The 22,388-nt window shown below is 65.4% G+C and carries 29 protein-coding genes and 2 pseudogenes; 12 read left to right on the forward strand and 19 right to left on the reverse strand.

All coding sequences use genetic code 11. The features are described from left to right. Window positions 1-2 precede the first annotated feature (2 nt). The 3 genes from G584_RS0104735 to G584_RS0104745 are packed head-to-tail and all read left to right on the forward strand — an operon-like array spanning window position 3 to window position 1,291. Window positions 3-308, forward strand: coding sequence for a type II toxin-antitoxin system Phd/YefM family antitoxin (locus tag G584_RS0104735; RefSeq protein ID WP_028493583.1), 306 nt, complete (start codon window positions 3-5; stop codon window positions 306-308). A 13-nt stretch (window positions 309-321) separates the two neighbouring features. Next, complete coding sequence (locus G584_RS0104740; RefSeq protein WP_051209170.1) at window positions 322-750, forward strand: type II toxin-antitoxin system VapC family toxin; 429 nt, start codon at window positions 322-324, stop codon at window positions 748-750. After that, window positions 731-1,291 (forward strand): 5-formyltetrahydrofolate cyclo-ligase, encoded by a 561-nt coding sequence (locus tag G584_RS0104745; protein WP_028493585.1) that lies wholly within the window; start codon window positions 731-733, stop codon window positions 1,289-1,291. The genes G584_RS0104740 and G584_RS0104745 overlap by 20 nt, the downstream gene beginning before the upstream one ends. Here G584_RS0104745 and G584_RS0104750 read toward each other — a convergent pair. The 5 genes from G584_RS0104750 to dnaX all read right to left on the reverse strand — a co-directional run bounded on the left by G584_RS0104750 (window position 1,288) and on the right by dnaX (window position 6,799). Next, complete coding sequence (locus G584_RS0104750; protein ID WP_028493586.1) at window positions 1,288-2,202, reverse strand: 2-oxoacid:ferredoxin oxidoreductase subunit beta; 915 nt, start codon at window positions 2,200-2,202, stop codon at window positions 1,288-1,290. The two genes, G584_RS0104745 and G584_RS0104750, sit on opposite strands and share 4 nt — an antisense overlap. Before the next feature lie 2 nt (window positions 2,203-2,204). Further along, a complete protein-coding gene (locus tag G584_RS0104755) occupies window positions 2,205-4,058 on the reverse strand; it encodes a 2-oxoacid:acceptor oxidoreductase subunit alpha (protein WP_028493587.1) in 1,854 nt (617 codons plus the stop codon). Between the two features lie 75 nt (window positions 4,059-4,133). Further along, on the reverse strand, window positions 4,134-4,595 hold the full coding sequence (locus G584_RS0104760; RefSeq protein WP_028493588.1) for a hypothetical protein: 462 nt from the start codon (window positions 4,593-4,595) through the stop codon (window positions 4,134-4,136). 49 nt (window positions 4,596-4,644) lie between these two features. Continuing rightward, window positions 4,645-4,926, reverse strand: coding sequence for a metal-sensitive transcriptional regulator (locus G584_RS0104765; protein ID WP_028493589.1), 282 nt, complete (start codon window positions 4,924-4,926; stop codon window positions 4,645-4,647). 7 nt (window positions 4,927-4,933) lie between these two features. Continuing rightward, complete coding sequence (dnaX, locus tag G584_RS0104770) at window positions 4,934-6,799, reverse strand: DNA polymerase III subunit gamma/tau (RefSeq protein ID WP_028493590.1); 1,866 nt, start codon at window positions 6,797-6,799, stop codon at window positions 4,934-4,936. A gap of 17 nt (window positions 6,800-6,816) precedes the next feature. On the opposite strand from dnaX, the gene G584_RS0104775 reads away from it, so the two are divergent. Together G584_RS0104775 and argB are read left to right on the forward strand one after the other, a co-directional pair. After that, complete coding sequence (locus G584_RS0104775) at window positions 6,817-7,308, forward strand: hypothetical protein (protein ID WP_028493591.1); 492 nt, start codon at window positions 6,817-6,819, stop codon at window positions 7,306-7,308. Next, window positions 7,301-8,047, forward strand: coding sequence for an acetylglutamate kinase (gene argB, locus G584_RS0104780; protein WP_028493592.1), 747 nt, complete (start codon window positions 7,301-7,303; stop codon window positions 8,045-8,047). The genes G584_RS0104775 and argB overlap by 8 nt, the downstream gene beginning before the upstream one ends. On the opposite strand, the gene G584_RS0104785 is transcribed toward argB, so the two are convergent. Genes G584_RS0104785 through G584_RS0104825 form a run of 9 tightly spaced genes read right to left on the reverse strand, consistent with a single transcriptional unit; the run spans window position 8,037 to window position 13,856 of the window. After that, on the reverse strand, window positions 8,037-8,540 hold the full coding sequence (locus G584_RS0104785; RefSeq protein WP_028493593.1) for a type 1 glutamine amidotransferase domain-containing protein: 504 nt from the start codon (window positions 8,538-8,540) through the stop codon (window positions 8,037-8,039). The two genes, argB and G584_RS0104785, sit on opposite strands and share 11 nt — an antisense overlap. After that, entirely contained in the window at window positions 8,503-8,973 is a 471-nt protein-coding gene (locus G584_RS0104790) for an NUDIX hydrolase (protein ID WP_028493594.1), read from the reverse strand. The genes G584_RS0104785 and G584_RS0104790 overlap by 38 nt, the downstream gene beginning before the upstream one ends. A gap of 29 nt (window positions 8,974-9,002) precedes the next feature. Beyond that, window positions 9,003-9,599, reverse strand: coding sequence for a MazG family protein (locus tag G584_RS0104795; protein ID WP_028493595.1), 597 nt, complete (start codon window positions 9,597-9,599; stop codon window positions 9,003-9,005). Beyond that, window positions 9,574-10,023 carry a hypothetical protein gene (locus tag G584_RS0104800; RefSeq protein ID WP_028493596.1) on the reverse strand — a complete coding sequence of 150 codons (450 nt, stop codon included), beginning with the start codon at window positions 10,021-10,023 and terminating at the stop codon, window positions 9,574-9,576. Before G584_RS0104800 ends, G584_RS0104795 begins: the two co-directional genes overlap by 26 nt. Before the next feature lie 8 nt (window positions 10,024-10,031). Next, window positions 10,032-10,781 carry a hypothetical protein gene (locus G584_RS13065; protein WP_028493597.1) on the reverse strand — a complete coding sequence of 250 codons (750 nt, stop codon included), beginning with the start codon at window positions 10,779-10,781 and terminating at the stop codon, window positions 10,032-10,034. Continuing rightward, entirely contained in the window at window positions 10,778-11,281 is a 504-nt protein-coding gene (locus G584_RS0104810; RefSeq protein WP_028493598.1) for a nitrous oxide reductase accessory protein NosL, read from the reverse strand. Before G584_RS0104810 ends, G584_RS13065 begins: the two co-directional genes overlap by 4 nt. A gap of 52 nt (window positions 11,282-11,333) precedes the next feature. Continuing rightward, a complete protein-coding gene (locus tag G584_RS0104815; protein WP_028493599.1) occupies window positions 11,334-12,029 on the reverse strand; it encodes a nitrous oxide reductase accessory protein NosL in 696 nt (231 codons plus the stop codon). After that, window positions 12,013-12,690, reverse strand: coding sequence for an ATP-binding cassette domain-containing protein (locus G584_RS0104820; protein WP_028493600.1), 678 nt, complete (start codon window positions 12,688-12,690; stop codon window positions 12,013-12,015). Before G584_RS0104820 ends, G584_RS0104815 begins: the two co-directional genes overlap by 17 nt. Then, window positions 12,669-13,856, reverse strand: a complete 1,188-nt coding sequence (locus G584_RS0104825; RefSeq protein ID WP_245563316.1) for a right-handed parallel beta-helix repeat-containing protein — start codon at window positions 13,854-13,856, stop codon at window positions 12,669-12,671. Before G584_RS0104825 ends, G584_RS0104820 begins: the two co-directional genes overlap by 22 nt. Window positions 13,857-13,946: 90 nt before the next feature. On the opposite strand from G584_RS0104825, the gene G584_RS0104830 reads away from it, so the two are divergent. The 3 genes from G584_RS0104830 to G584_RS0104840 are packed head-to-tail and all read left to right on the forward strand — an operon-like array spanning window position 13,947 to window position 15,292. Next, complete coding sequence (locus G584_RS0104830) at window positions 13,947-14,360, forward strand: copper chaperone PCu(A)C (protein ID WP_028493602.1); 414 nt, start codon at window positions 13,947-13,949, stop codon at window positions 14,358-14,360. Continuing rightward, window positions 14,357-14,947 carry an SCO family protein gene (locus G584_RS0104835; RefSeq protein ID WP_028493603.1) on the forward strand — a complete coding sequence of 197 codons (591 nt, stop codon included), beginning with the start codon at window positions 14,357-14,359 and terminating at the stop codon, window positions 14,945-14,947. The genes G584_RS0104830 and G584_RS0104835 overlap by 4 nt, the downstream gene beginning before the upstream one ends. Before the next feature lie 3 nt (window positions 14,948-14,950). After that, window positions 14,951-15,292 carry a hypothetical protein gene (locus tag G584_RS0104840; protein ID WP_028493604.1) on the forward strand — a complete coding sequence of 114 codons (342 nt, stop codon included), beginning with the start codon at window positions 14,951-14,953 and terminating at the stop codon, window positions 15,290-15,292. A gap of 8 nt (window positions 15,293-15,300) precedes the next feature. Here the strand turns inward: G584_RS0104840 and G584_RS0104845 are convergent, their stop codons facing one another. Then, entirely contained in the window at window positions 15,301-16,098 is a 798-nt protein-coding gene (locus tag G584_RS0104845) for a ZIP family metal transporter (protein ID WP_028493605.1), read from the reverse strand. Window positions 16,099-16,164: 66 nt separating this feature from the next. Between G584_RS0104845 and prfA the strand changes: the two genes are divergently transcribed. Both prfA and G584_RS0104855 read left to right on the forward strand, forming a co-directional pair. After that, entirely contained in the window at window positions 16,165-17,229 is a 1,065-nt protein-coding gene (prfA, locus tag G584_RS0104850) for a peptide chain release factor 1 (RefSeq protein ID WP_028493606.1), read from the forward strand. Continuing rightward, window positions 17,229-17,696, forward strand: a complete 468-nt coding sequence (locus tag G584_RS0104855; RefSeq protein WP_015715940.1) for an NUDIX hydrolase — start codon at window positions 17,229-17,231, stop codon at window positions 17,694-17,696. Before prfA ends, G584_RS0104855 begins: the two co-directional genes overlap by 1 nt. 100 nt (window positions 17,697-17,796) lie before the next feature. Here G584_RS0104855 and G584_RS0104860 read toward each other — a convergent pair whose 3' ends face one another. Further along, on the reverse strand, window positions 17,797-18,486 hold the full coding sequence (locus G584_RS0104860; protein WP_028493607.1) for a hypothetical protein: 690 nt from the start codon (window positions 18,484-18,486) through the stop codon (window positions 17,797-17,799). A 94-nt stretch (window positions 18,487-18,580) separates the two neighbouring features. Between G584_RS0104860 and G584_RS0104865 the strand changes: the two genes are divergently transcribed. Beyond that, on the forward strand, window positions 18,581-19,630 hold the full coding sequence (locus G584_RS0104865) for an NADH:flavin oxidoreductase/NADH oxidase (RefSeq protein WP_028493608.1): 1,050 nt from the start codon (window positions 18,581-18,583) through the stop codon (window positions 19,628-19,630). 84 nt (window positions 19,631-19,714) lie between these two features. On the opposite strand, the pseudogene G584_RS11955 reads toward G584_RS0104865, so the two are convergent. Together G584_RS11955 and G584_RS11960 are read right to left on the reverse strand one after the other, a co-directional pair. Next, window positions 19,715-20,084 (reverse strand): annotated as a pseudogene (locus tag G584_RS11955) (nucleotidyltransferase domain-containing protein). Then, window positions 20,041-20,416: pseudogene (locus G584_RS11960) on the reverse strand (HEPN domain-containing protein). The pseudogenes G584_RS11955 and G584_RS11960 overlap by 44 nt, the downstream one beginning before the upstream one ends. A gap of 28 nt (window positions 20,417-20,444) precedes the next feature. Here G584_RS11960 and G584_RS0104880 point away from each other — a divergent pair. After that, complete coding sequence (locus tag G584_RS0104880) at window positions 20,445-21,404, forward strand: quinone oxidoreductase family protein (protein ID WP_028493609.1); 960 nt, start codon at window positions 20,445-20,447, stop codon at window positions 21,402-21,404. On the opposite strand, the gene G584_RS0104885 is transcribed toward G584_RS0104880, so the two are convergent. After that, on the reverse strand, window positions 21,360-22,301 hold the full coding sequence (locus G584_RS0104885; RefSeq protein ID WP_028493610.1) for a carbohydrate kinase family protein: 942 nt from the start codon (window positions 22,299-22,301) through the stop codon (window positions 21,360-21,362). The genes G584_RS0104880 and G584_RS0104885 overlap by 45 nt on opposite strands. Between the last annotated feature and the right edge of the window lie 87 nt (window positions 22,302-22,388).

Raw genomic sequence — 22,388 nt, forward strand, 5'->3', positions numbered from 1 at the left:
TAATGATTGAGGACATTGGCACCCCCATCAGCGCCACCGAAGCCCGGGTCCACTTTGGGGAGGTCCTCCAACGCGTAGCCCGGGGAGAAACCCTGGTGGTGGAACGGGGAGGAAGAGCCGTAGCGGTCATCCTGTCCCTGGAAGAATACGAGCGGCTCCGGAAAGCGCCTAAGCAACAAGAGATCCTCGATGCGCTTTGGAGGCTGGGCCAGGAGATCCGAAACCACCTACAAGGACCCATCCCCTCCCCAGAGGAAGTCATACGGACCATGCGGGAGGAACGTAGCCTTGAAGTGGGCGGTTCTTGACGCAAGCTTCCTCATGCGAGTTCTTCTGGCAGGCATCCTGGGTGACAGGAGGGCCTATGAAGCTTTTCTTGGCTTGGGTCACAAGGAGGTGGTCGCCCCCACCCTCCTGCCTTACGAGGTGGCCAATGCCCTTCACCGCTACGTTCTGGGCGGGGTCTTGTCAGGGCCCCAAGCGGAAGCCTTTTTGCGAGGAGCCTTGGGCCTGAACATCCGCCTGATGGGGGACAAAGGCCTTCATCTAAGAGCCTTGGCCCTATCCCAAGCCCTGGGTTTAAAGGCCGTGTACGACGCCCATTACCTGGCCCTGGCGGAGAAGCTTCAGGCTGAATTCTGGACAGCGGACGGAAAGCTATCCCGGAAGGTTACGGAAGCTCAAGTTCAAGGCTTGCTGGAAGGCATCACCGTGCGCTATTTAGAACCCCATGACCCTGGGCCAACTTAGGGAAGAAATCTGGAACACCCTGGCCCGCTACGACCTGGCCCTCCACCCCACGCCTCCCCACGGCCACCACCCCAACTTCCTGGGGGCCAGGAAGGCAGCGGGGCTCCTCCTCCGCACCCCGGAGTTTCAAAGGGCCCGGCTCATCCTGGCAGGCATGGATGCGGTTCTGAAACCCTTGCGGGAGGAGGCCCTGAAGGCAGGAAAGGCCCTGATCCTCCCTCACCCCGACCGGCCAGGGGAGTTCGTGCTCCTCAAGGATCTGGACCCAAGGAGGCTCAAACGGGTGCGGGAGGCCTACCGCTATGGGGTGAAGGTAGACCTAAAGAACCAGCCCATAGACCTGGTCCTCATCGGGGCCGTGGCCGTGGACGAGGAAGGGGGATGGGTGGGGAAGGGCTATGGTTTTCCCCAGGCCTGGCTCGCCGTGGAGGCCCCCTTCGCCACCCTGGCCCACGCCCTCATGGTCTACCCCAAGCTTCCCGTGGAGCCGGAGCGCCGGGTGGACCTTATCGCCACCCCGACGCGGCTCATCCGGCCTTAAAGGGCGAACTCCTTAAGGAGGCCCTCGAGGTCCAGGGGCTCCTGCTGCCCTAAGGCAGGGTAGACCTCAGGGTAGCGGGGAAGGTAGGCCTTAAGGCGCTCCTCAAAGGTGGGGACCTCCGCCCTCCAGAAGACCCCTATGGGGATCCGCTCCCCCCACTCCGCCGCCTTTTCCTGGAACTGAGCCATCTTGCGATCCAGCTCCTCCGGGGGCAGGCCTTCGGGAACATAAGGGTCATACCCCTCATCCTGGAGCTTATAGAGCCTGGGGGCGAACCACTCCTTGGTGTGCAGGTCGTTGTAGGTGGGGCAGGGCTGGAGGACATGCAGAAAAGCCAGGCCCTTATGGCTAAGGCCCTCCTTGATGAGCTCCTTCAGGCCCTTCACGTCGTAGGCGTAGCCCCGGGCGATCCAGGTGTAGCCCGAGGCAAAGGCCAGAAGCAGGGGGTTGATGCGCCCCTGGGGGTTGGGCTTGGGAAGGCTTTTGGTCTTCTCCCCTAGGCCCAAGGTAGGCCCCGCCTGTCCCTTGGTGAGGCCGTAGACCTCGTTGTCGTAGAGGATGTAGAGCATGTCCACGTTGCGGCGGCCTGCAGCCACGAAGTGCCCGGCCCCGATCCCAAGGCCATCCCCATCCCCGCCCACCGCCACCACGGTGAGGTGGGGGTTGGCCAGCTTGGCCCCTTGGGCCACAGGAAGAACGCGGCCGTGGAGGGTGTGGACCCCGTACACGTTCAGGTAGTGAGGGGTCTTGGCCGAGCAACCAATCCCCGAGAAGATCACCGTCTGGGAAGGATCCCGCTTCAGCTCAAAAAGGGCCATCTGCAACGCGGAGAGGATGCCGTAGTCCCCGCAACCCGGGCACCAGTCCGGTTGCTTTTCCGCCTTGTAATCGGCAAGCTTAAGTTCCAGCATGGTTAGACTCCTTTCCTGAGCACCAGGCGCTCCGGGGCCCTGCCCGCAAGCACCTGTTCCAAGGCCTGCACCGCCTCATCCAGGGTGATGGGACGGCCGTTGTATTTCACAATGCGGTGATCCACCCGCCTTAAGGTTTCCTGCTGCACCAGGTCCGCAAGCTGCCCCGAGTAGTTGTGTTCCACCGTGACCAGCTTTTTCCCCTCCAGGAGCGCGCCGATCTCGGGGAAGGGCCAAAGGAGCCTGAGGTGCAGGTAGCCCACCCCAGGCAAGCGGTCTAGGGCTTCCAAGAGGGTACCCTTCACCGTGCCCCAACCCAGGACCAGGACTTCGCCATCCCTGTAGAGGGTGTACTGGTCCTCGGGGGGAATCTCCTTGCGGGCGGCTTCCAGCTTGCGCATGCGCTTTTCCATCTGGTATTCCCTTAAGGCGACGTCCTCGGTGATGTGGCCCTCGAGGTCGTGCTCGTCCGAGGTCATCCAGTAAAAGCCCCCCGGGGTGCCAAGGGGGATAAAGGGGGAGATGCCGTCCTCCGAGGGAGCGTAGCGCTCATAGGGGCCAAACCCCTCTTTTCTGGGGGCAAGGCGCTTTTCCCCATCCAGGGAAAGCACCTTCAAGGCTTCCTTGGGAAGGCTTTGCGCCATGGAAGCCAGGAACTTGTCCAAAAGATGCACCACCACCGTCTGGTAGCGCCAGGCCCAGGCTAGGGCCTTCTGGGCATCCAGGAAGGCATCCTGAATGTCCCCAGAAGCCAGGACGATCCTGGGGTACTCCCCGTGACCGCCCCGGATGGCGAACATCAAGTCGCCCTGCTCGGTGCGGGTGGGAAGGCCGGTGCTCGGGCCACCCCGCTGGTAGAGGGTCACCACCAAGGGTGCCTCGATCATGCCGGCAAAGCCCATGCCCTCGGCCATGAGGCTGAAGCCTGGGCCGCTGGTGGCGGTGGCCGCCCTGGCCCCGGCGAGGGCCGCTCCAATGGCCATGGTCACCGCGGCGATCTCATCTTCCGTCTGGACCACGGCCACGTCCGCCCCGGCAAAGGCGGTATGGGCCTCGAGGTAGGTGGACTCGTCCGTGGCCGGGCTTATGGGGTAGTAGGTCTGGAAGCGCAGCCCGCCAGCCAGCTTGCCCAAAGCGGCCGCCTGGGCCCCGGTGAGGTAGACCCGGCCCGGCTCGTACCCGTTTAGGTGAAGCTGGAAGGAAAGCCTGGGCACCTCCTCCCGGTACACCGCCTCGGCCACCTTCTGGTTCAGCTCCAATACCTTGCCCTTAAACTGCAGGGCCAGGGCTTCCAGCAAGGGCTCCAGGGGGAAGCCCAGGAAGCGGAGGCTTGCAGCCACAGCGATGGTGTTCAGGGTGCGCCGGGCTTGAAGGGAAGGGACACCCAGCTCCACCCCGATCCGGTCCGCCACCTCCTCAAAGGGGTAGGGCAGGGGCTGGACCCCCGACTCCACGTAGGCGGCAAGGAGATCCTTCAAGCTGGGGTCCAGCTTGCCAAAGCGCCCCGAAAGGGCCTCCGCCACCCGGTGGTCCAACATGGGAAGCTTGTGCACTGTAAGCTCCAGAACCCGGGGATCGTAAAGGAGCACCCCTCCAGACCGGACCTCGTCCAGGTGGCGGGCCAGGGTCTCCCCATCCAGGGCCACCAGCATGTCCACCTTCTCTCGGAAGGCCGCCACGGGTTTTCGCGAGAGGCGCACATCCAAGTAGGAGTGCCGCCCCATGATGTTGGAGTGGTACTCCCGCTTGGTGGCCACCCACCAACCTCCCTTGGCCACCGCCCGGGCGAACAAGGTGGCCGCCGTCTCTATCCCGCCCCCTTGGGGGCCGCCCACGCGCCAGGTGAACTCTTCCATAAGCCCTCCTTTGCTCTTTGATACCCTACTCCTTAAGGGTCCGGCTTGGCTAGGGGCATTTGCCCAAAGGGGGGTTCATTCCTCCTGGTCCGCCTGGTGAAGCCGCTTGCCCCAGAGGCTTTGCGGGCGGTGGTGCTCCAGTACCAAAGCCCGTACCTCGGGGTCCTGAATGCGCTCCGCAGCGTACAGGGGATGGTGGCGGCGCACCTGGAAGGCCCCAAAGATCCCCCTCCGCAAGGGGTAAGGGGACACAGGGAGGGCGTAAAGCCCGGTGAGGATGCGCTCCAAGGGACAGTAGGGCCTCAGGGCCTTTCCCGCATCGTGAAGAAGGGCAGCCCGGATGGCGAAGGCAGGGGCGTCAGGGTAGTGCTGCAAAAGCCGGCGGGCCACCCGCACCGCATGGGCCCGGTCCCTGGGATCCATGGAGAGGTAAAGGGTGCGCTCCTCCCCCTGCAAAAAGGCCAGGGCAAAGGCATCGTCCGGCTCCTCCCTTCGGGGAAAAAAGGCATGAAAGAGGCGCCTAAGCCTCCTCTGCACCTTTCCGAACCCTCGTCCGAAGCTCTGGTTCCTGCCACCCGCCAAGGGGCTAGATGAACTTCTTCAGCATGGTGGCGATCTCCTCGGGCTTTTTGGGGTCCACCTTGCCCTCGGAAACCTCGGCAGCGCAGATGTTGAGGAACTCCTCCAGGATCAAGGTGGCCGCCGCCTCCATGGCCTTCTTGGTGGCGGTCATCTGGGTGAGCACCTCGTCGCAGGGACGCCCCTCCGCCACCATCTTCTGCAAACCCCTCACCTGGCCTTCAATACGCCGCAGCCGCTTGAGGATGTTCTCCACGATCTCTTGCCCCAGCTCGGTGGTCTTGGTCATGGAGGCATTATATACCAGTACCCCCTATGTCGTCTTCACTCAGCGGTTCCTCGGCCTCGGGAAGCCTAGGCCTGCGCACCCACAGAAGCCGCGCCCCCAAAAGCCGGGTGATCTCCGCCAGGCGCCGGTTGGGATCCTCAGGGGGCCTAATGGGTTCCCCTGCCGGAGCGCCTTGGCCGGAGGGGTCCGCCTGCCCTCGCCAAGGAACCTCTGCGGAAGGTGACCCTTCGGCTGGCTCGGGCCAGGCATCCCACGGCTCCTCCTCCCCTTCAGGAAAACCCCTGGCCTCCTGGACACTCCCTTCGGGTAGGGCCGGGGAAGCAGGCTCAGAGGCCTTGGGCTCTTCCGAACGCCCACGTTTTTCCCCGGACAAAGGAAGGTTCCGGGAAGGGGGCCTAGGGTCTAGGCTTTTTTTTTCCAGGAGAAAGGCCACCTCCTCCACCCCGAAGTGGGCCCGCACCAGGGGGAGAAGGGCGGCTCTTTGCTCCTCAGCCCGCTTGTGGTGGAAGGCCTTGCTCTCGGGGAAGCGAAGCACCAAGCGCCCTTCTTCCAGGTCCGGCCGGGCCTCCCTGAGGAAGGCCCTCAGGGTGGGCTTCAGGGCCTCGAGGAACGCCCGCCACCTCCCGGCCAGGTCCCTTGGCACCTCCCCGGAAAGGCCTGCTTCCCTGGCACCTGGCGGCACCAGGGGCTTGGTGGGATGGAACTCGGGCAGGTCTTCCCGGGAAGCCCCTTGCCTACGCACATGGGCTGGCTCTTCAGGCAAAGCCGCCTCGGCCCGCACCGCTTCCCCGGAGGAAGGGCTGGCCGGGGGCTGAACCTCCCCCTTGCCCGGCTGGAACAAGGAGGCCGCCGGGAAAACCCTGGCTGCCTGCAACAGGGCTGCCTCCAGGGCCAGGAGATCCGAGCGCTTGGCAAGGCGCTCCATGGCCTCGTCCAAGGCGGTGAGGGCCCCAAGCAAGGCTTCAGGAGGAGCCTCGAGGCCCTCCCCCGGCAGGCCGTGGGCGGCGTAGAGGGCCTCCCGGAGCACCTCCATGAGCCCTCCCACCAGGCTCCTTGGGGCGAAGCCCTTGGCGTAAAGCCCCCTGGCCTCCGAGAGCACTTCCTTGAGGTCCCCCCGGGCCAGGCCCCGGGCCAGGCGGGAAAGAGCCTCTCTTGGCGGAAGGCCCAAGGCCTCCTCCACCCGCTTTCGGGTCAAGGGGCCCTCCAGGAGAAGCAGGCGGTCCAAAAGGCTTTCCGCATCCCTAAGCGCCCCGTCCGAAAGCCTTGCCACCAGGAGAAGGGCGTCTTCCTCCGCCTCCCTCCCCATCTCCTTGAGGATGCGCCGGAGCTTAAAGGCGATCTCCTCCTCCGTAAGGCGGCGGAAACGGTAGTGCTGGGTGCGGGAAAGGATGGTGGGGGGCATCCTTTCGGGCTCGGTGGTGGCGAAGATGAAGAGCACGTGGGGCGGGGGTTCCTCCAGGGTCTTGAGGAGGGCGTTGAAGGCGCTTTTGGAGAGCATGTGGGCCTCGTCCAGGATAAAGACCTTCCTGGGGGCGGAAAGGGGGGCAAGGAGGATCCTCTCCCTAAGCTCCCGCACGTCCTCCACTGAGTTGTTGCTGGCGGCATCGATCTCCACCACATCGGGGTGGGCTCCCTTTTGCACCGCCTGGCAGTGGGCGCAAACCCCGCAAGGGCGCTCCGCCCCCTGGCACCCCACGGCCATGGCCAGAAGCCGGGCGGTGGTGGTCTTCCCCACCCCCCGCGGACCGGAAAAGAGGTAGGCCTGGGCGAGGCGTCCTTCCCGGATGGCCCGCACCAGGGGCTCCTTCACGTGCTCCTGGCCCACCAGCTCCTCAAAGGTGAGAGGGCGGACCCGGCGGTAAAGGGCGCTCACAAGGGCTAGTATAGGGCTTGGTGCGGAGCTTTCTCTCCCTCCACGTGGAGGCCCCGCTGGAAAGGGTGCTGGCCTGGGCTCAGGGCAAGACCCTGGGGGCCGGGGTCTACCTGGTTCCGGATCCTCCCTGGGTGAGCCTCTACCACGAGGCCCAGGAGGCCCAGGAGGACCCCCAGGCCATCCGGGCCTTCCTGGAGGAGCTCTCCCAACTGGGGAAGGCCCTGGCCTTCCTGGTCCTGGCGGAAGAGGAGCTTCTTTTTCTCCTGGCCGAGGGGGGAAAAGTCCAGGCGGAGCTGGCCCAGGGAACGGAGCTAGGGGAAAGGCTCATAGCCCCTTTGGAGCTGAAACCCCTGCTCGAGAAGGCCAGCCGCATGCCCCCCGTAAGCGCGGTGCAGGCCCTGGCGGCCCATTTCGGCCTCCACCCCGACCACGCCGCCTTGGGCTTTTTGGACCTCCTGGAGGCCGAGGAGGAAGGGGACCTGCCCGAGGAGGTGATCTACCTTGAGTGAACCCTTGCTGGTGAAGGTGGGGGGAAGCCTAAGAGGTGCCGAAACCCTGCTGGACGAGCTCGCCAGCTACCCCGGCCCCCTGGTTCTGGTGCACGGGGGCGGGCCGGAGATCGGGGCCTGGCTTACCCGCCTGGGTCTGGAAAGCCGCTTTGAGGGAGGCTTGCGGGTAACGCCTCCTGAGCACATGGAGGTGGTGGAGATGAGCCTGTGCCTCACGGGGAAACGCCTGGCGGAGGGACTTTCCCGAAGAGGGAGAAGGACCCTTTCCCTTTCCGGGCGGGATGCCCTGTGCCTAAGGGGGAGGGCCCTCCCCCACCTGGGCCGGGTGGGGGAGGTGGTGGGGGTGGAAGTGGGCTTGCTCCTGGACCTCCTGGAAAAGGGCTACACGCCCCTCCTCGCCCCCATCGCCCTGGACGAGGAAGGCCCCTTGAACGTAAACGCCGACACCGCTGCCGGGGCGGTGGCCGGGGCCTTGGGGTGGCCTGCCCTTTTCCTCACGGATGTACCCGGGGTCTTAAGGAACCCCAAGGATCCCACCACCCGCTTCCCCCACCTCACGCCGAAGGAAGTGGAAGACCTGAAGGCCCAAGGGATCCTCCAGGGGGGCATGATCCCCAAGGTGGAAGCTGCCTTAAGCGCCCTTAGGGCAGGCGCTCCCTGGGCCGCCATCGCCCAGGGGGAAAGGGGCGTAGTGGCCGGGGTCTTGCAGGGGGAGAGGGGAACCCGGTTCACCCTTTAGCCAGAAGCTCCAAAAAGGCCAGGACGAACCCAGGCAGGTCCTTGGGCCCCTGGGCGGTGACCAGGTTTCCATCCACCACCACCCCAGTTTCCTGGTAAAGCCCCCCGGCGTTCTCCAGGTCGTCCCGGATGGAGGAAAACCCCGTGACCCTCCTGCCCCGCACCAGCCCGGCGCTGATGAGAACCCAGCCTGCATGGCAGATGGCCCCGATGGGCCTTCCCTCTTCCGCCACCCGGCGCACCAGGGCCAGCACCTCAGGGCTTCTCCTCAGGTAATCGGGGGCGAAGCCTCCGGGGATGAGGAGGCCCGCCAGCTCCGGCGCCTCCCGGGTGCTTACCTCCGCCTTCCAGGAAAAACCCGACTTGGCCCTGTACTCCCGGGCCTCAGGACCGATGACCACCGGGGTATACCCGGCTTCCTGCACCCGGTAGTAGGGGTACAGGAACTCCCGCTCGTCAAAAAGGTCCGCCAGAAGAATCCCCACTCGCTTCACGCCACACCTCCAGGAACTCCTTAAGGATATTCCCCGTCACCCCCCAGATGTCCACCCCCCGCCAGGGAAAATGCCAGACGGTGCGGCCATGGCGCACCTCACTCCAGGGGTTTACCTGGAGAAGCTCCTTCAAAGGGGCCAGGAAGACCTCGGCCACCTCGAGGGGATTGGGCCTTAGGGGAGGAAGGTCCTCCCGGAAGACCACCACCGGCTGGACCAGGAAACCCTGGGGGGAAAGCACCGGGGCAAGGTACCCCAGGGGCTCCACCCCCAAAAGGCCCACCTCCTCCGCGGCCTCCCGCAGGGCTGCCTCCAAGGGGGTTTCCCCCGGTTCCACCGCTCCTCCAGGGAAGCTGATCTGGCCGGCGTGGGTGGGGAGGTGGGGGCTCCTTAGGGTGAAAAGGAGGCTTTCCCCAAGAAGGGGCACGGCCACCGCCGCCAGGCGGAAGCCCTCGGGGAGGGCTAGTCCTCCTGGCAGGCTCTCTGGAAGCGCCTTCTTAAGGCGGTCTCGGGGTCCAAGCCCCTCTTGGCGAAAAGCCCCACCAGGTTCCAAAGTGCCTCCTCGAGGTCCCCTTTCTCCAGGGCCGCCCTCAGGCCCTCCTCGCTTCCCGGATCCACGCCCTTTCGCTGGAGCTCATAGGCCCGAAGCAGGGTGGGAAGGTGCTTGGGTAGCCCACAGGGCTCCTCCCTTTTCCCCTCCTCCGCCTTCAGCTCCTCCCAGCGGGCCTTCACCTCCTCCGGGGTTTTGGCCATGCCCTCCCCGAACACATGGGGGTGGCGGCGGATGAGCTTTTCCACAATGCTTCTTTCCACGTCCTCGTAGGAGAACCGCCCCTCCTCCTCGGCGATGACGCTGTGAAAGGCCACCTGCAAAAGCACATCCCCAAGCTCCTCCGCCATCTCCTGGGAATCCCCCTTCAAAAGGGCATCCGCCGCCTCGCTGGCCTCCTCCAAAAGGTACGGGATGAGGCTTTCATGGGTCTGGGCCCGGTCCCAGGGGCAGCCCCCAGGGCCCCTGAGGCGGCGCATCACCTCAAGAAGCCGCTCCATGCCCCCCATTCTCCCTCAGGAGGAAGCCCCCTGCCAGGGAAAAGCCCACCAAGACCAGGGAAAGGAGGTCCACCGGGGCCCGCTCCAGCACCCACCCCCCGGGCCCCGGGGCGGGTAGACCCGTGGTGCGGGTGAGGAGGAAAAGCCCCCCCATCACCCCCACCAGGTACCGCCCCAGGCGCCGCCAGCCCGGGCCTACGGGCACCTCTAGAAGGGGCAGGAGGAGCAAGGAGAGGCCGTAGCCCAGCTCGAGGGCCAACAGGACCATGAAGAGAAGGGCGTACCAGAACCCCGGGGTCTGGAAGGCCAAGGCGGGGTTTTGCACCAGGAAGAGCTCCCCGCATAGCCCCCCGCCCAAGGGGGTCTTCCCGAAGCCAAGAAGCTGAAGGAAAAAGGGAAGGATGAGCAAAAAGGCCGCCAGACGGAGGCGCATGCCCTATGCTACCGGTCCCGACGGGCAAAGACCAGGGCGCCCAGCAGGGCCAGGGCAAGCCCCGAGAAGGCCAGGTAAAGGAAGCCCAGCCAAGGCCCCACCTCCCCAAGCCGCTCCGCCACCAGGTACCCCATGGGCCCGGTGAGCACCGGGGCCTTCAAGCTGGCCAGAAGCCCCACCCGGTGGATCTCCTGGGGGTTGAGAAGCAGGGCCAGGGTGAGGAGGCCCTCCAGGGGATAGTCCTTAAGGCGCACCGCCAGGGCCACCACCAGGGGTCCATAAAGGATGTTCAAGAGGCCGAAAAGGCCAAACCCCAGGCCCAGGGCCCGCTTTTCCTCCAGGGTCAAGGCGGAAAGCAGGGCGGCAAGGCCCACCCAGAAGGCCAGGAGGCCAAGGCCGGAAAGCAAAAGCCATAAGGCGGCCTTTCCGGAAAGCCCCAAGAACCCCGCCCCCAGGAGAAGGCCGGGCATGAGGGGAAGCCCTAGCCCCAGGAAGATCCCCAGGATCCCCTGGCCGAAGCCCCGGAAGGCCCCCACGGGAAGCCCGAGGAGGAAGGCCCACTCCTCCCTCGAGGCCAAAAGGGGCACCGCCAGGGCCAGGACCAAGGGGGGAAGGAGAAGGAGAAGCCCCGAGTAAAGCCCCACCAGCCCCACCCCCTCCCCCCGGCCCAGGAAGCCCAGGGCCAGGAGGAAGGGAAGGAGGAACAGACCGAAGGTCCAGGGGTTGCGGGTGATCTCCCTGAAGAAAAGGGGGCTCATGGGGCCTTGGAAGGGGAAAAGATGTCGGCGGGCACCCAGGGGCGCTTCTCCCCCTCCTTAAGCGCCTGGGCCCAGGTGAGGATCCGTCCACCTCCCCGCCCGGGCCGCTCCTTAAGGTGCCCCTCCAAAGCCTCCCGGCTGGCGAAGGCCAGAAGCCCCGAGCCCATGGGGGTGCGGATCCTGGGATGGTGGTAGAGCACCACCCCTTCCGCTGGGATCCACCTGGGGGCCGTGCGGGTGCTGGCCGCAAAATCCGCCAGGTACACCTCCTTAGGGGTAAGGCCAGGCCCGCCCCAGCCGTTAAGCTGATCCAGAAGGCAGGCCGGGTCATCGTAGAAGAAGGCCTTCCCCTGGGGGTTCACCGCCTGGGCCGCATGCCGGGCATCCAGGATGGTCATGAAGCAGTAGGAACAGGCCTCCACCCCTACCCTCAGGGCCCGGGGAGCCGCCAGGGCCTGGAGAAGGAAGGGCAGGGAAAGGATAAAGGTCCGCCGGTGCATAGGTCCTTAGGCTAGGGTACGCCCTCGAGGAACCCCCCAAGCCCCCATCAGGCTAATGGCCATGGCTCCCCTCGCCCTCTCCACCCAAAAGCCCTGCATGCTGGGCCAGAAGGGCCACCAGGTTCATCTCCGGCAAGGGAGCCAGGTCCCAAAGGGTCTGGAAGCTGTAGAAGCGCTGGCGACCGTGCTGGGCCCGGTTCCTCTCGGCGAACTCCTGGGCTGCCCTGGCGCTGGCGAAGGCCAGGAGCCTGGCGTTCATGACCACCATCATCCTCTCCCCCCAGTAGTAGGTGGCCTGGCGGGCGGGGATGAGGCGCACCGACTCCTGGGGCCTCCCCGGGTCGTAGGCCCCCCGGTCGGTGACGTAGAAAGTAGCCCCCTCCCCATCCTTAAGCCCGTGCACCCAGGCGTAGTTCACCATGCAGGCGATACTTTCAAAGTGCAGGGCCTCCACCGCTTGCTTGGGATTATGGGGGGCAGGCGTAGGCCTGCCAAAGGCGATCTGGCTATAGGTCTGCTCAAAGAAGCCCTTGGAGAAGGTGCGGCCCCGCCACTGCCCTTCCGGGGTCTTGATGGGCATGCCGCAGAAGGCACAGGCCCCCTCGTCCCAGGGAATGGGCTTAGGGGAAACCCGTATCCCCAAAGCACGAGCCGGGGCCTCCATGCCGTGCCCCATGGGCTGGGCAAGGGCCGGCCCCGCCACCACCAGTCCACCCAAAGCCTTCAGCACCTCACGCCGGTTCCTCATAGAGCACCTCCATCAGCCAGGAAAGACGCTCCCCCATTGAGCCGAGAATCCCTCTTGGGGAGCCATCCTCCAGGATGCTTCCCCCCTTCAAGAGCAGAAGCCGGTCTGCCCGCTGGGCTTCCTCCACGTGGTGGAGGGCCACCAGGACCACGCCCTCCTTCTTCCCCTCCACCCAGGCCCAAAACCGCTCCCGCCCCCTGGGGTCCAAGGCGGCGGTGGGCTCATCCAGAAGCCAGACGGGAGGGTCGCCCATGAGGCTTGCCGCCAGGGCCAGGCGCTGGCGCTGCCCCCCGGAAAGCTCTCCCACCCGTTTTCCCAGGAGCCCCTCCAGCCCCATACGCTCCAGGGCTTCCTCGAGGGCCTCCTGGCCCAGCCCCTTCACCCGCCTCGCTCCCTCCAGGACCTCGAGGGCCCTGAGATGGGGGAATAGCCTGGGGGTCTGGGGCAGGTAGGCCCTTAGGGGAAGGACCCTGGGATCCCGGGGGGCATGGGAGAAAAGCGCCGCCTTGCCTCCATCCGGCTTGAGCCGCCCCGCCAAAAGGGCCAAAAGGGTGCTCTTCCCCGCCCCGTTGGGGCCCAAAAGCCCCACCACACCCCCGGCCACCTGCAGGGTGACTTCCTTAAGCCTTCCCTTCTTGCTCAGGTTCTCCGCCACCACCACAGAACACCTCCAAGAAGGCCCAGGATGATCCAGTGGCCCCGGAAAGCCACCGCCTTGGGTAAGGAGGCCGCCCGGGCATCGGCCAAGGCCACGAGCCTCAGGCCCGGCACCTGGGCCTCCACTGCCTCCCAAAGGACAATCCCCGGGGAGAGGGCGAAAAGGGAAAGCTCCGGCTGCCGGGCGAGGAGAAGGGCGAAGCTCCCGGTGGGCAGGTGGGGAACAGGAAGGCCAGAAGCCCGGTCGTACAGGTTCCCCACCACCCGGGCCTTGGCCTCGGGATCGTCCACCGCAAGGTCGTAGAGGTTTCCCTGGAAGGCGTTTTTCTCTACCCAAGCCGAGTTCCCTCCCCGCTCCCGGGTGATGCGCAAGGCAGTGCCGTTTTCCCGGAAGCCGTTGCCCCCCACCCTCACCCCCTGGGCGTCCATGAGGACCAGGCCCAGGGTGTTTTCCACAAAGAGGTTTTCCCGAACCTCCGTTCCCCGCTCCTCCTGGACCAGAAGCCCGTAGCCCACCGGGCTTTTGTGCCCGTAAAGCCGGTTTTCCCGCACCAGGTTCTGCGCCCCATGCATCACCGCATTGCCCACGCCGTTATTCCGGGACAGGTTGCCCTCTATGCCCACCTGCCAGGAGAACATCACGTGGAAACCATAGCGGCCGTTTCTCTCCAGAAGATTGCCCCTAATCCCCATCCCCGGGCTGTACTCCACGTAGATCCCATCCATGAAGCCCTGGAGATGGCTTCCCTCCACCCGGGCCTTGGGGCTGGAGTAGACCAAAACCCCCGGGGAACCCCCGAGGCCCCGGGCCTTAAGCCCCCGGATGGTGGCCCCCGGGGAATCCTCCACCCGCACCGCAGCGGGGGCCTCCTCCACCCTCACATCCTCCAGCAGGCATCCCTCGCACCCCGAGAGGTAAATGGCGGCGTCCGGCCCAAAGAAATCCCCCTCGGGCCCCGCCCCCACCACCCTTAGCCCTCGCACCTTGATCCCGGGGGCGAGGAGGCTCAGGGCATGCCCCTTGTTCCCCCGCAGGACTGCTCCCTGCCCCTCCACCACCAGGTTTGGGGTGGAAAGCACCAATGGACCCCTTACCTCCCCTTCCAGGCGAAGCACCGGAGCAGCCAGCCCTGGAAGGGCCAGGAAGCCCAGGATAAGAACGGGCCGCATCGCCCCTAGGGTAGAAGGGAAGGGCGGGACATCCGTACTCCTCACCCCTGGGGAGTACATATGTCCTTCCCCTCCTGGTAGCCTGGAGGGGTGAGGTGGCTTTTCCTGTTGCTGGGAAGCGTGGCCTTGGCCCAGGCTGTGGCCACCCCGGGCTGGGTCCGCCTGGTGCCCCCGGTGGTGAAGGACACCGCCGCCTACCTGACCCTGGAAAACCGGGGCAAGCTTCCCTTGCGCCTGGTGGGAGCTGAAACGGACGTGGCCGAGCGGGTTTCCTTCCACCAGGACCACCGGGAACACCGAGGAGGCCAGGTGGTCCTGGGCATGCGTCCCCTTCCCTACCTGGATATTCCCCCGGGAGGCCGGGTGGAGTTCCGCCCCGGTAAGTACCACCTCATGCTGGAAGGGCTTAAGCGCCCCCTGAAAGCAGGGGAGAAGGTGGCTTTGGTCCTGAGGTTCCAAGACGGCAGCAGGCTCAAGGTGATCCTGCCGGTGGAGATGCGATGAAAGGGAAACTCCTCTTGCCCGTACTCCTGGTCCTCGCCCTGGTGGGGGTGGCCTACCTCCTCCTGCCCAAGGGCCCCCATGCCTTCTACGGCACCCGGCTTCTGAATCCCAAGCCCGTGGACTTCACCCTCGAGGGGCCCCAGGGCCCGGTACAGCTTTCCCAGCTTAAGGACAAGCTGGTCCTCATCTTCTTCGGCTTCGTCCACTGCCCCGACGTATGCCCCACCACCATGCTGGCCCTGAAGCGGGCCTACGAGAAGCTCTCCCCCAAGGAGCAGGAAAGGGTGCAGGTAATCTTCATCAGCGTGGACCCCGAGCGGGATACCCCACAGATCTCTGACCAGTACGCCAAGGGCTTCCACCCCAGCTTCCTGGGCCTCACGGGAAGCCCGGAAACCATCCAGGAGGTGGCCCGGACCTTCGGGGTTTACTACCAGAAGACCCAGTACCGGGGCCCTGGGGAGTACCTGGTGGACCACACCGCCACCACCTTCGTGGTGAAGGAGGGCAACCTGGTCCTCCTCTTCAGCCCGGACAAGGTGGAGGAAACGGAGAAAGTGGTAGGAGACCTCAGGGCCTTGCTGTAAAGTATGGAGGACTTCCTCAGGGATTTGTTGCAAAGGGTTTCGGAAAAGATCCGTTCCGCCACCGCAGGGGCGGAAAAGCGTCTTTGGAAGCTGAAGGAGAAGCTAGACCAGGATAAGGACGGCAAACCCGACCTGGTGGAAAAGGCTCTTCAGGAGGCTAAGAAAGCCCTCGAGGAGGCCAAGGCCCGCCTGGCGGAGCTGGACCAGGACAAAAACGGCATCCCCGACAAGCTGAAAGAGCTTTCGGAAAAAGCGGCCCAGGCCGCCAAAGCTGCCAAGGCCAAGGCAGAGGAAGCCGCCCGCCTCCTAAAGGAACGCCTGGGCAAGCGGGGCTCCCAAGCCTAAGGAAGGGATCAGCCCAGGGCCACATCCAGGGCCATCATGAGGGCAAAGCCCGTCATCACCCCGAAGGTGGAGATGTCCCCGTTGCCCTCCGCCTGGCTTTCCGGGATGACCTCCTCCACGATCACGAAGACCATGGCCCCTGCCGCCAAGGCCATGAGGTAGGGCAACAGGTAGAGCATCTGCGTGACCAGAAGGGCTCCCAAAAGGGCTCCTAAGGGCTCCACGATGGCGGAGAGCTGCCCGTAAAACCAGGCCTTACCCGCCCCAATTCCCGCCCGCCTTAGGGGCCAGGCCACCGCCAAGCCCTCGGGCATGTTTTGCAAGCCGATGCCCACCGCCAAGGCGATGGCCCCGCCCAGGGTGGCTGCCCCTGTGGGGTCAAGCCCCGCAGCCCCAAAGGCTACCCCCACCGCCAAGCCCTCGGGGAAGTTGTGAAGGGTGATGGCCAGGATCAGCAAGGTGGTGCGCCGCCACAGGGTGCGGACTCCTTCCTCCTGGGCTCCTGGATCCAGGTGAACATGGGGAAGAAACCGATCCATTAGGCGCAAAAGGGCTCCACCCAGGAGGAAGCCCACCACGGCAGGCACCCAGGGAACCCTACCCTGGGACGCAGCCATCTCCATGCCGGGAAGCAGGAGGGAGAAGACGCTGGCCGCCAGCATAACCCCCGCGGCAAAGCCCAGCATCCCATCCAGGAGCTTGCGGCTAGGCTCTTGCGCCAAGAACACGCTGGCCGCCCCCACGGCGGTGAGCCCCCAGGTGAAGAGCCCCCCTAAGAGGGCGTAGAGGAAAACCGGGGTTTCCATACCCCTCTAGTTTAGGCATACCTAAAACCGAAGGCAAGCCCGGGTTGGAGTATCCTGAGGTAAGGTATGCTGGATAAGCTCGCGCGCCTAGAAGAGGAACACCGGGAGCTGGAAGCGCTCCTTGCCGACCCCGAGGTCCTCAAGGACCCGAAGCGCTACCAGGCCCTCTCCCGGCGCTACGCGGAGATGGGGGAGGTGATCGCCCTCATCCGGGAGTATCGGAAGGTCCTCGAGGACCTAGAAGGAGTGGAGAGCCTCCTCGAGGACCCCGAGCTCAAGGAGGCGGCCAAGGCGGAGAAGGAAGCCCTCCTTTCCCGGAAGGCGGAGCTGGAAAAGGCCTTGGAGCGTCACCTCCTGCCTAAGGACCCCATGGACGAGCGGGACGCCATCGTGGAGATCCGCGCGGGAGCGGGGGGCGAGGAGGCTGCCCTTTTCGCCCGAGACCTCCTGGAGATGTACCTGCGCTTCGCCGAAGAGATGGGTTTTGAGACCGAGATCCTGGACTCCCACCCCACGGACCTGGGAGGCTTCTCCAAGGTGGTCTTCGAGGTGCAGGGGCCTGGGGCCTACGGCACCTTCAAGTACGAAAGCGGGGTCCACCGGGTGCAGCGGGTACCGGTCACGGAAACCCAGGGGCGGATCCACACCTCCACGGCCACGGTGGCGGTGCTGCCCAAGGCGGAGGAGTCCGACTTCCAGCTCAACATGGACGAGATCCGCATCGACGTCATGCGGGCCTCTGGGCCTGGGGGCCAGGGGGTGAACACCACGGACAGCGCGGTGCGGGTGGTGCACCTGCCCACAGGGATCATGGTCACCTGCCAGGACTCCCGCAGCCAGATCCGAAACCGGGAAAAGGCCCTGATGATCCTAAGAAGCCGCCTTCTGGAGATGAAGCGGGCCGAGGAGGCGGAGAAGCTTCGAAAAACCCGCCTGGCCCAGATCGGCACCGGGGAGCGTTCGGAGAAGATCCGCACCTACAACTTCCCCCAGTCCCGGGTCACGGACCACCGCATCGGCTTCACCACCCACGACCTCGAGGGCATCCTCTCGGGGCACCTCCAGCCCCTCTTGGAAGCCCTCAAGCGGGCCGATCAGGAACGGCAGCTGGAGGCCTTGACGGAAACGTGATGCGCCGCGAGATCCTGGTGGTGGCGGCCATCCTGTTGGACCGCCAAGGCCGGGTCCTTCTGGTGGGGAACGACTGGGGCAGGCGGGGCATGGTGCGCTACACCCTTCCTGGGGGCACCGTGGAACCTGGGGAAACCGTTCTGGAAGCCCTGGTGCGGGAGGTGCGGGAGGAAACCGGCCTGAAGGTAAAGGCCATCGAGCACCTGGCCTATGCCATCCAGGTGGAGGACCGTCGCAAGAACGAGCGCACCCTGGCCATGGCCTTTAGGGCCAGCTACGAGGGGCTTTTGAACCCCAGGGACCCCGACGGCCACATCGTGGAAGCCCGCTTCTTCACCCCGGAGGAGGTGGCGGTCAAACTTTCCGGCCACCGTCCCCTCCTGGAACCCCTGCTGGACTACCTTGGGGGGGAGCGGGGCCGGTTTTACGCCTACACCGGCTGGAGCCAACCGGGAACACGGGTCTAACGCCACCCCACCCTGGCCTCGCCGGGGCGGGGGCCCCGGCGGATCCTTCACCTAGGCCATCATGGACCAGGATGGAGCGGGAAAGGGTATAACCCCAGGATTAAGGGCCCAGTTTCCGCTTCAGGTAGGCGGTGAGCTCCTCTATGGCCTTCCTCAAGGCCCGCTGCTCCTCCGCCAGGGCCTCGAGGGGGTCCCTGGCTCCCTCCACTGCGGAAAGGGTCTTGAAGAGGAGGGTGGGGTTGCCGCACCGGGGGCAGACGAGGCCCGCGGGGCGGACCGAGGGAGCGTAGAAGACCCGGGTGCGGCACCGGGGGCATAGGAGGTACTTGACCCCCGAGGCCTCCCCCTTGCGCACCGCCTCCTCCAACTCCAGGGCCTCCTCCCGCGGGAAGCCCAAGAAGAAGTCCTCCCCCACTTGGACGGAAGCTGGGTCCTCTCGGGTGGGTTTCAGTTCCCCCTGCCTTCCCTCGGGGGTTTCCCAGGTAAACCCGTTCCAGCGAAAGTGGCGAAGGTGCTTATTCCCCTCCAGATCCTCAATCTCCACGATGAGCTGCAGGACGGGATCCTTGGGATAGTAGTACAGGCGCACCGCCTGCACCCCGGAAAGGCTCTTGCTGCGGGGCAGGGTGTAGGCCAAAGGACCCTCCCCCTTGGCGGGGTAGCCCACCAAGCGCTCCAGGTCATAGAGGGTGAGGCCAGGGCGCTCCATATCTCCGAAGAGGAGGCTTTCCACGTAGCGGAAGGCAGCCGCCAGGTCGGAGCCTTGCCCCTGACCGAAGCCGGGGTTCATAAGACCAGTTTATCCCAAAAAACAGTACGGGGGAACCTGGCCCCCACGGGGCTGGTTCCTTTGCTTTCCTTCAAGGGCCCTCCATAATGGAGGTATGGCCTTGCTCTTCACCCCCCTGGAACTCGGCGGCCTCCGGCTGAAAAACCGCCTGGCCATGTCCCCCATGTGCCAGTACTCCGCCACCTTGGAAGGGGAGGTAACCGACTGGCACCTCCTCCACTACCCCACGCGGGCCCTCGGAGGCGTGGGGCTCATCCTGGTGGAGGCCACCGCCGTGGAACCTTTGGGCCGTATCAGCCCCTATGACCTTGGCATCTGGTCGGAGGATCACCTTCCGGGCCTGAGGGAGCTAGCCCGGAGGATCCGGGAAGCAGGAGCGGTGCCGGGGATCCAGCTGGCCCACGCCGGGCGCAAGGCGGGGACCGCTAGGCCCTGGGAAGGAGGGAAGCCCTTGGGCTGGCGGGTGGTGGGGCCAAGCCCCATTCCTTTTGACGAGGGCTACCCCGTACCCGAACCCCTGGACGAAGCGGGGATGGAGCGCATCCTCCAGGCCTTCGTGGAAGGAGCCAGACGGGCCCTTAGGGCAGGCTTTCAGGTGATCGAGCTCCACATGGCCCATGGCTACCTCCTTTCCTCCTTCCTCTCCCCTCTCTCCAACCAGCGCACCGACGCCTACGGGGGAAGCCTGGAAAACCGCATGCGCTTTCCCCTTCAGGTGGCCCAGGCGGTGCGGGAGGTGGTGCCCAGGGAGCTTCCCCTTTTCGTGCGGATCTCCGCCACGGACTGGGGGGAAGGAGGATGGAGCCTCGAGGACACCCTGGCCTTCGCCCGGAGGCTTAAGGAGCTGGGGGTGGACCTTTTGGACTGCTCTTCAGGCGGGGTGGTGCCCAGGGTGCGGATCCCCTTGGCCCCGGGCTTTCAGGTGCCCTTCGCCGACGCCGTGCGCAAGAGGGTGGGCCTGCGAACGGGAGCCGTGGGCCTCATCACCACCCCCGAACAGGCGGAAACCCTTTTGCAGGCGGGAAGCGCCGATCTGGTGCTTCTGGGCCGGGTTCTCCTCAGGGACCCCTACTTCCCCTTAAAGGCCGCCAAGGCCTTGGGCGTGGCCCCGGAGGTGCCCCCCCAGTACCAAAGGGGGTTTTAGCGCTACCCCAACCTGGCCCTGCCAGGTTGGGGATTCCGGCCAGTCCCTAACGCGGCAACCCAAACCGCTTAGGGACACGGTGGGCTAGGGGAAAAGGGCGGGGTGAGGAAGGAGCCAGCGCACCTCCCGCCTCAGGGTTTCAGCAAAGCGGGGGCTCCTTTCGGGCAGGGCCTGCCTCGGCCAGGGTATAGACCAAGGCCTCCGCAGGCACGGGAAGCTCCTCCAGGGGCAAGGTCAGGGCCCGTTGCCAGGAAGGAAGGGAAGAGGACTCCACCACCAAAAGGAGATCCAGGTCGCTTCCCACCCCGTAGTCGCCCCGGGCGTAGGAACCGAAGTAGCCCAGGGCCAGGAGGCCAGGGATGGGGTGGCGGACCATCCAGGCCTGAAGGGCACCCTCCACTTCCTCCCGGCTAGGCCATCTGAGCACGGCAGAATTCAAGGATTTCACGGGCATAGCGCACCGCCTCCTGGCTTTGCAAGGGGCCATAGTGCTCCGCAGAAGGCCCCTCGGGAAAAGCATCGGGGTATCGGGTGGGTATGTAGAGCCCATCCAGGTAGCGGGCCTTTTCCACCAGGTCTTGAGGAACCTCCAAGGGTAACTCCTTGAGAAGCCGGGACATGCCCCCAAGCCTCCTGGTCCAGGTGGAGGTGGAGGGCTTTTACCGCCTTCTCTGCGGCCTGCTGGGCGGCAAAACAGGCCCACTCGTGCCGGCCTGCCTTCCGGGCGATCTCAGCCATCTCCAGGTCCCTTTCCGCCTGGAGAAGCCAGTCCTTAGCCCGATTCACCCCTCCAGTTTACCGTAGACTGTTCCCCATGAAGGCCGTACGGGTGCATCAGACAGGCGGGCCCGAGGTCCTGGCCCTCGAGGACCTCCCCATCCCCGAGCCAGGGCCAGGGGAGGTTTTGGTGAAGCTTTTGGCCATCGGGGTCAACTACATCGACACCTACAAGCGCAAGGGTCTTTACCCCATGCCCCTTCCCTTCACCTTAGGGGAGGAAGGAGCCGGGGTGGTGGAGAAGGTGGGGGAAGGTGTGGTGGGGGTACGCCCTGGGGACCGGGTGGCCTTCGCCAACGTTCAGGGTGCCTACGCCCAGTACCAGGTGGTGCCAGCGGAGAGGCTCGTACCCGTGCCCGCAGGGCTGGATCCCAAGCTGGCGGCAGCGAGCCTCCTGCAGGGCATGACCGTCCACTACCTTCTGAAGAGCACCTACCCCGTCCGCCCTGGGGATCAGGTCCTGGTCCACGCGGGGGCCGGGGGGGTGGGGCTCCTCCTCATCCAGTGGGCCAAGCGGCTGGGGGCCACGGTCTACGCCACCGCCAGCACCGAGGAGAAGCGGGCCCTTTGCCTCGAGGCGGGGGCGGACTACGCCCTGCCCTACGAGGGCTTCGCCCAAGCGGTGAAGGCCCTTTCCGGAGGCGGGGTGGACGTGGTCTATGACGGGGTGGGGCAGAGCACCTTTGAGGGAAGCCTCGAGGCCTTAAGGCCCAGGGGCTATCTGGTCCTCTTCGGCCAGTCCTCGGGGCCCGTGCCCCCATTTGACCCCCAGGTCCTGAACCGGAAAGGAAGCCTCTTCCTTACCCGCCCCACCCTGCACCATTACACCGCCACCCGCAAAGAACTCCTCTTTCGGGCGGGGGAGGTTTTTGAGGCCATCCGGGAAGGGTGGCTACGGGTGCGCATCGGGGCGGAGTTCCCCTTGGAAAAGGCCAGGGAAGCCCACGAGGCCCTAGAGGGGCGGAAGACCACGGGCAAGGTCCTCCTCATCCCCTAGGTACCGGGCCTGCCAGGACCTGAGCCCCCTTTCCGGAAGGTAGGCTCCCCGCACGGTGCAGGCCAGGGCGGATAGGGCAACGGCGCCCTCCAGGATGTCCTTTAGGTCCGGTAAAGACAGGCGGGGAAGATTCCCTTTACCGTAGCCCTTTCGGAGAAGAAGGGCCAAGAGCCCGGCGGTGAAGGCATCCCCTGCCCCCACGGTATCCTTCACCCTCACCGCCTTTCCGGGGAGGCGCACCGCCTCCTCCCCAAGAAAGGCCACCGCCCCTTCCCGGCCCAGGGTGAGGACCTTTAGGGGTATATCCAAGGTCTTCACCGCCCCCACGGGGTCCTCAGGGAAAAGAAGTTTGGCGTCTTCTAGGGAAAGCTTCAACAGGTCTATCCGGTCCAGATAGGCTCTTATTCGCTTCCTTTCCTTGGGGGTAGGGGAATGCCGGAGGTTGGGGTCGTAGGAAACCAAAGCCCCCTCCTCCGCCGCTTCCTGTAAAAGGAGGCCTAAGCCTTCCTCCACGCGATCCTCGAGGGCCAGGAGGGAGCCGAAGTGGAACACCCTGGCTCCCCGGGGGCTTTCGGGCCCTGGGCGGTAGGGCAGGCGGAAGGGGCGGTGGAAGCTATATTCCCCATTTCCCTCCGCATCCAGGCGCACCAGGGCCAAGGGCATGGGAGCGGGATGGCGGAAAAGCCTGAGCTCGAGGCCCCGCCTTCTCATCTCCTCCTCGCTCCAGGCGGAAACCCAGTCCTCCCCCACCTCGGAAAGGAAACGCACGGGAAACCCCAACCGGGCCAGGGTGGCGGCGGTGTTGAGCGCCGAGCCCCCAAGGACCCCCCTAAAGCGCAAGGGGTCTTGGCTTTCCTGAATGAGGTCCACCAGGACCTCCCCCAAAAGGGCCAGCATGGCTCCATTATGCCTGTCACCTTCTTTACATTCCCCTGGGGCTTGGGTAGTATAATCCTCTCGAACTTGGGCAATGGCCTGTGGTTT

It is taken from the genome of Thermus antranikianii DSM 12462 (genome assembly GCF_000423905.1).
In the GTDB taxonomy this organism is placed as follows: Bacteria; Deinococcota; Deinococci; order Deinococcales; family Thermaceae; genus Thermus; species Thermus antranikianii.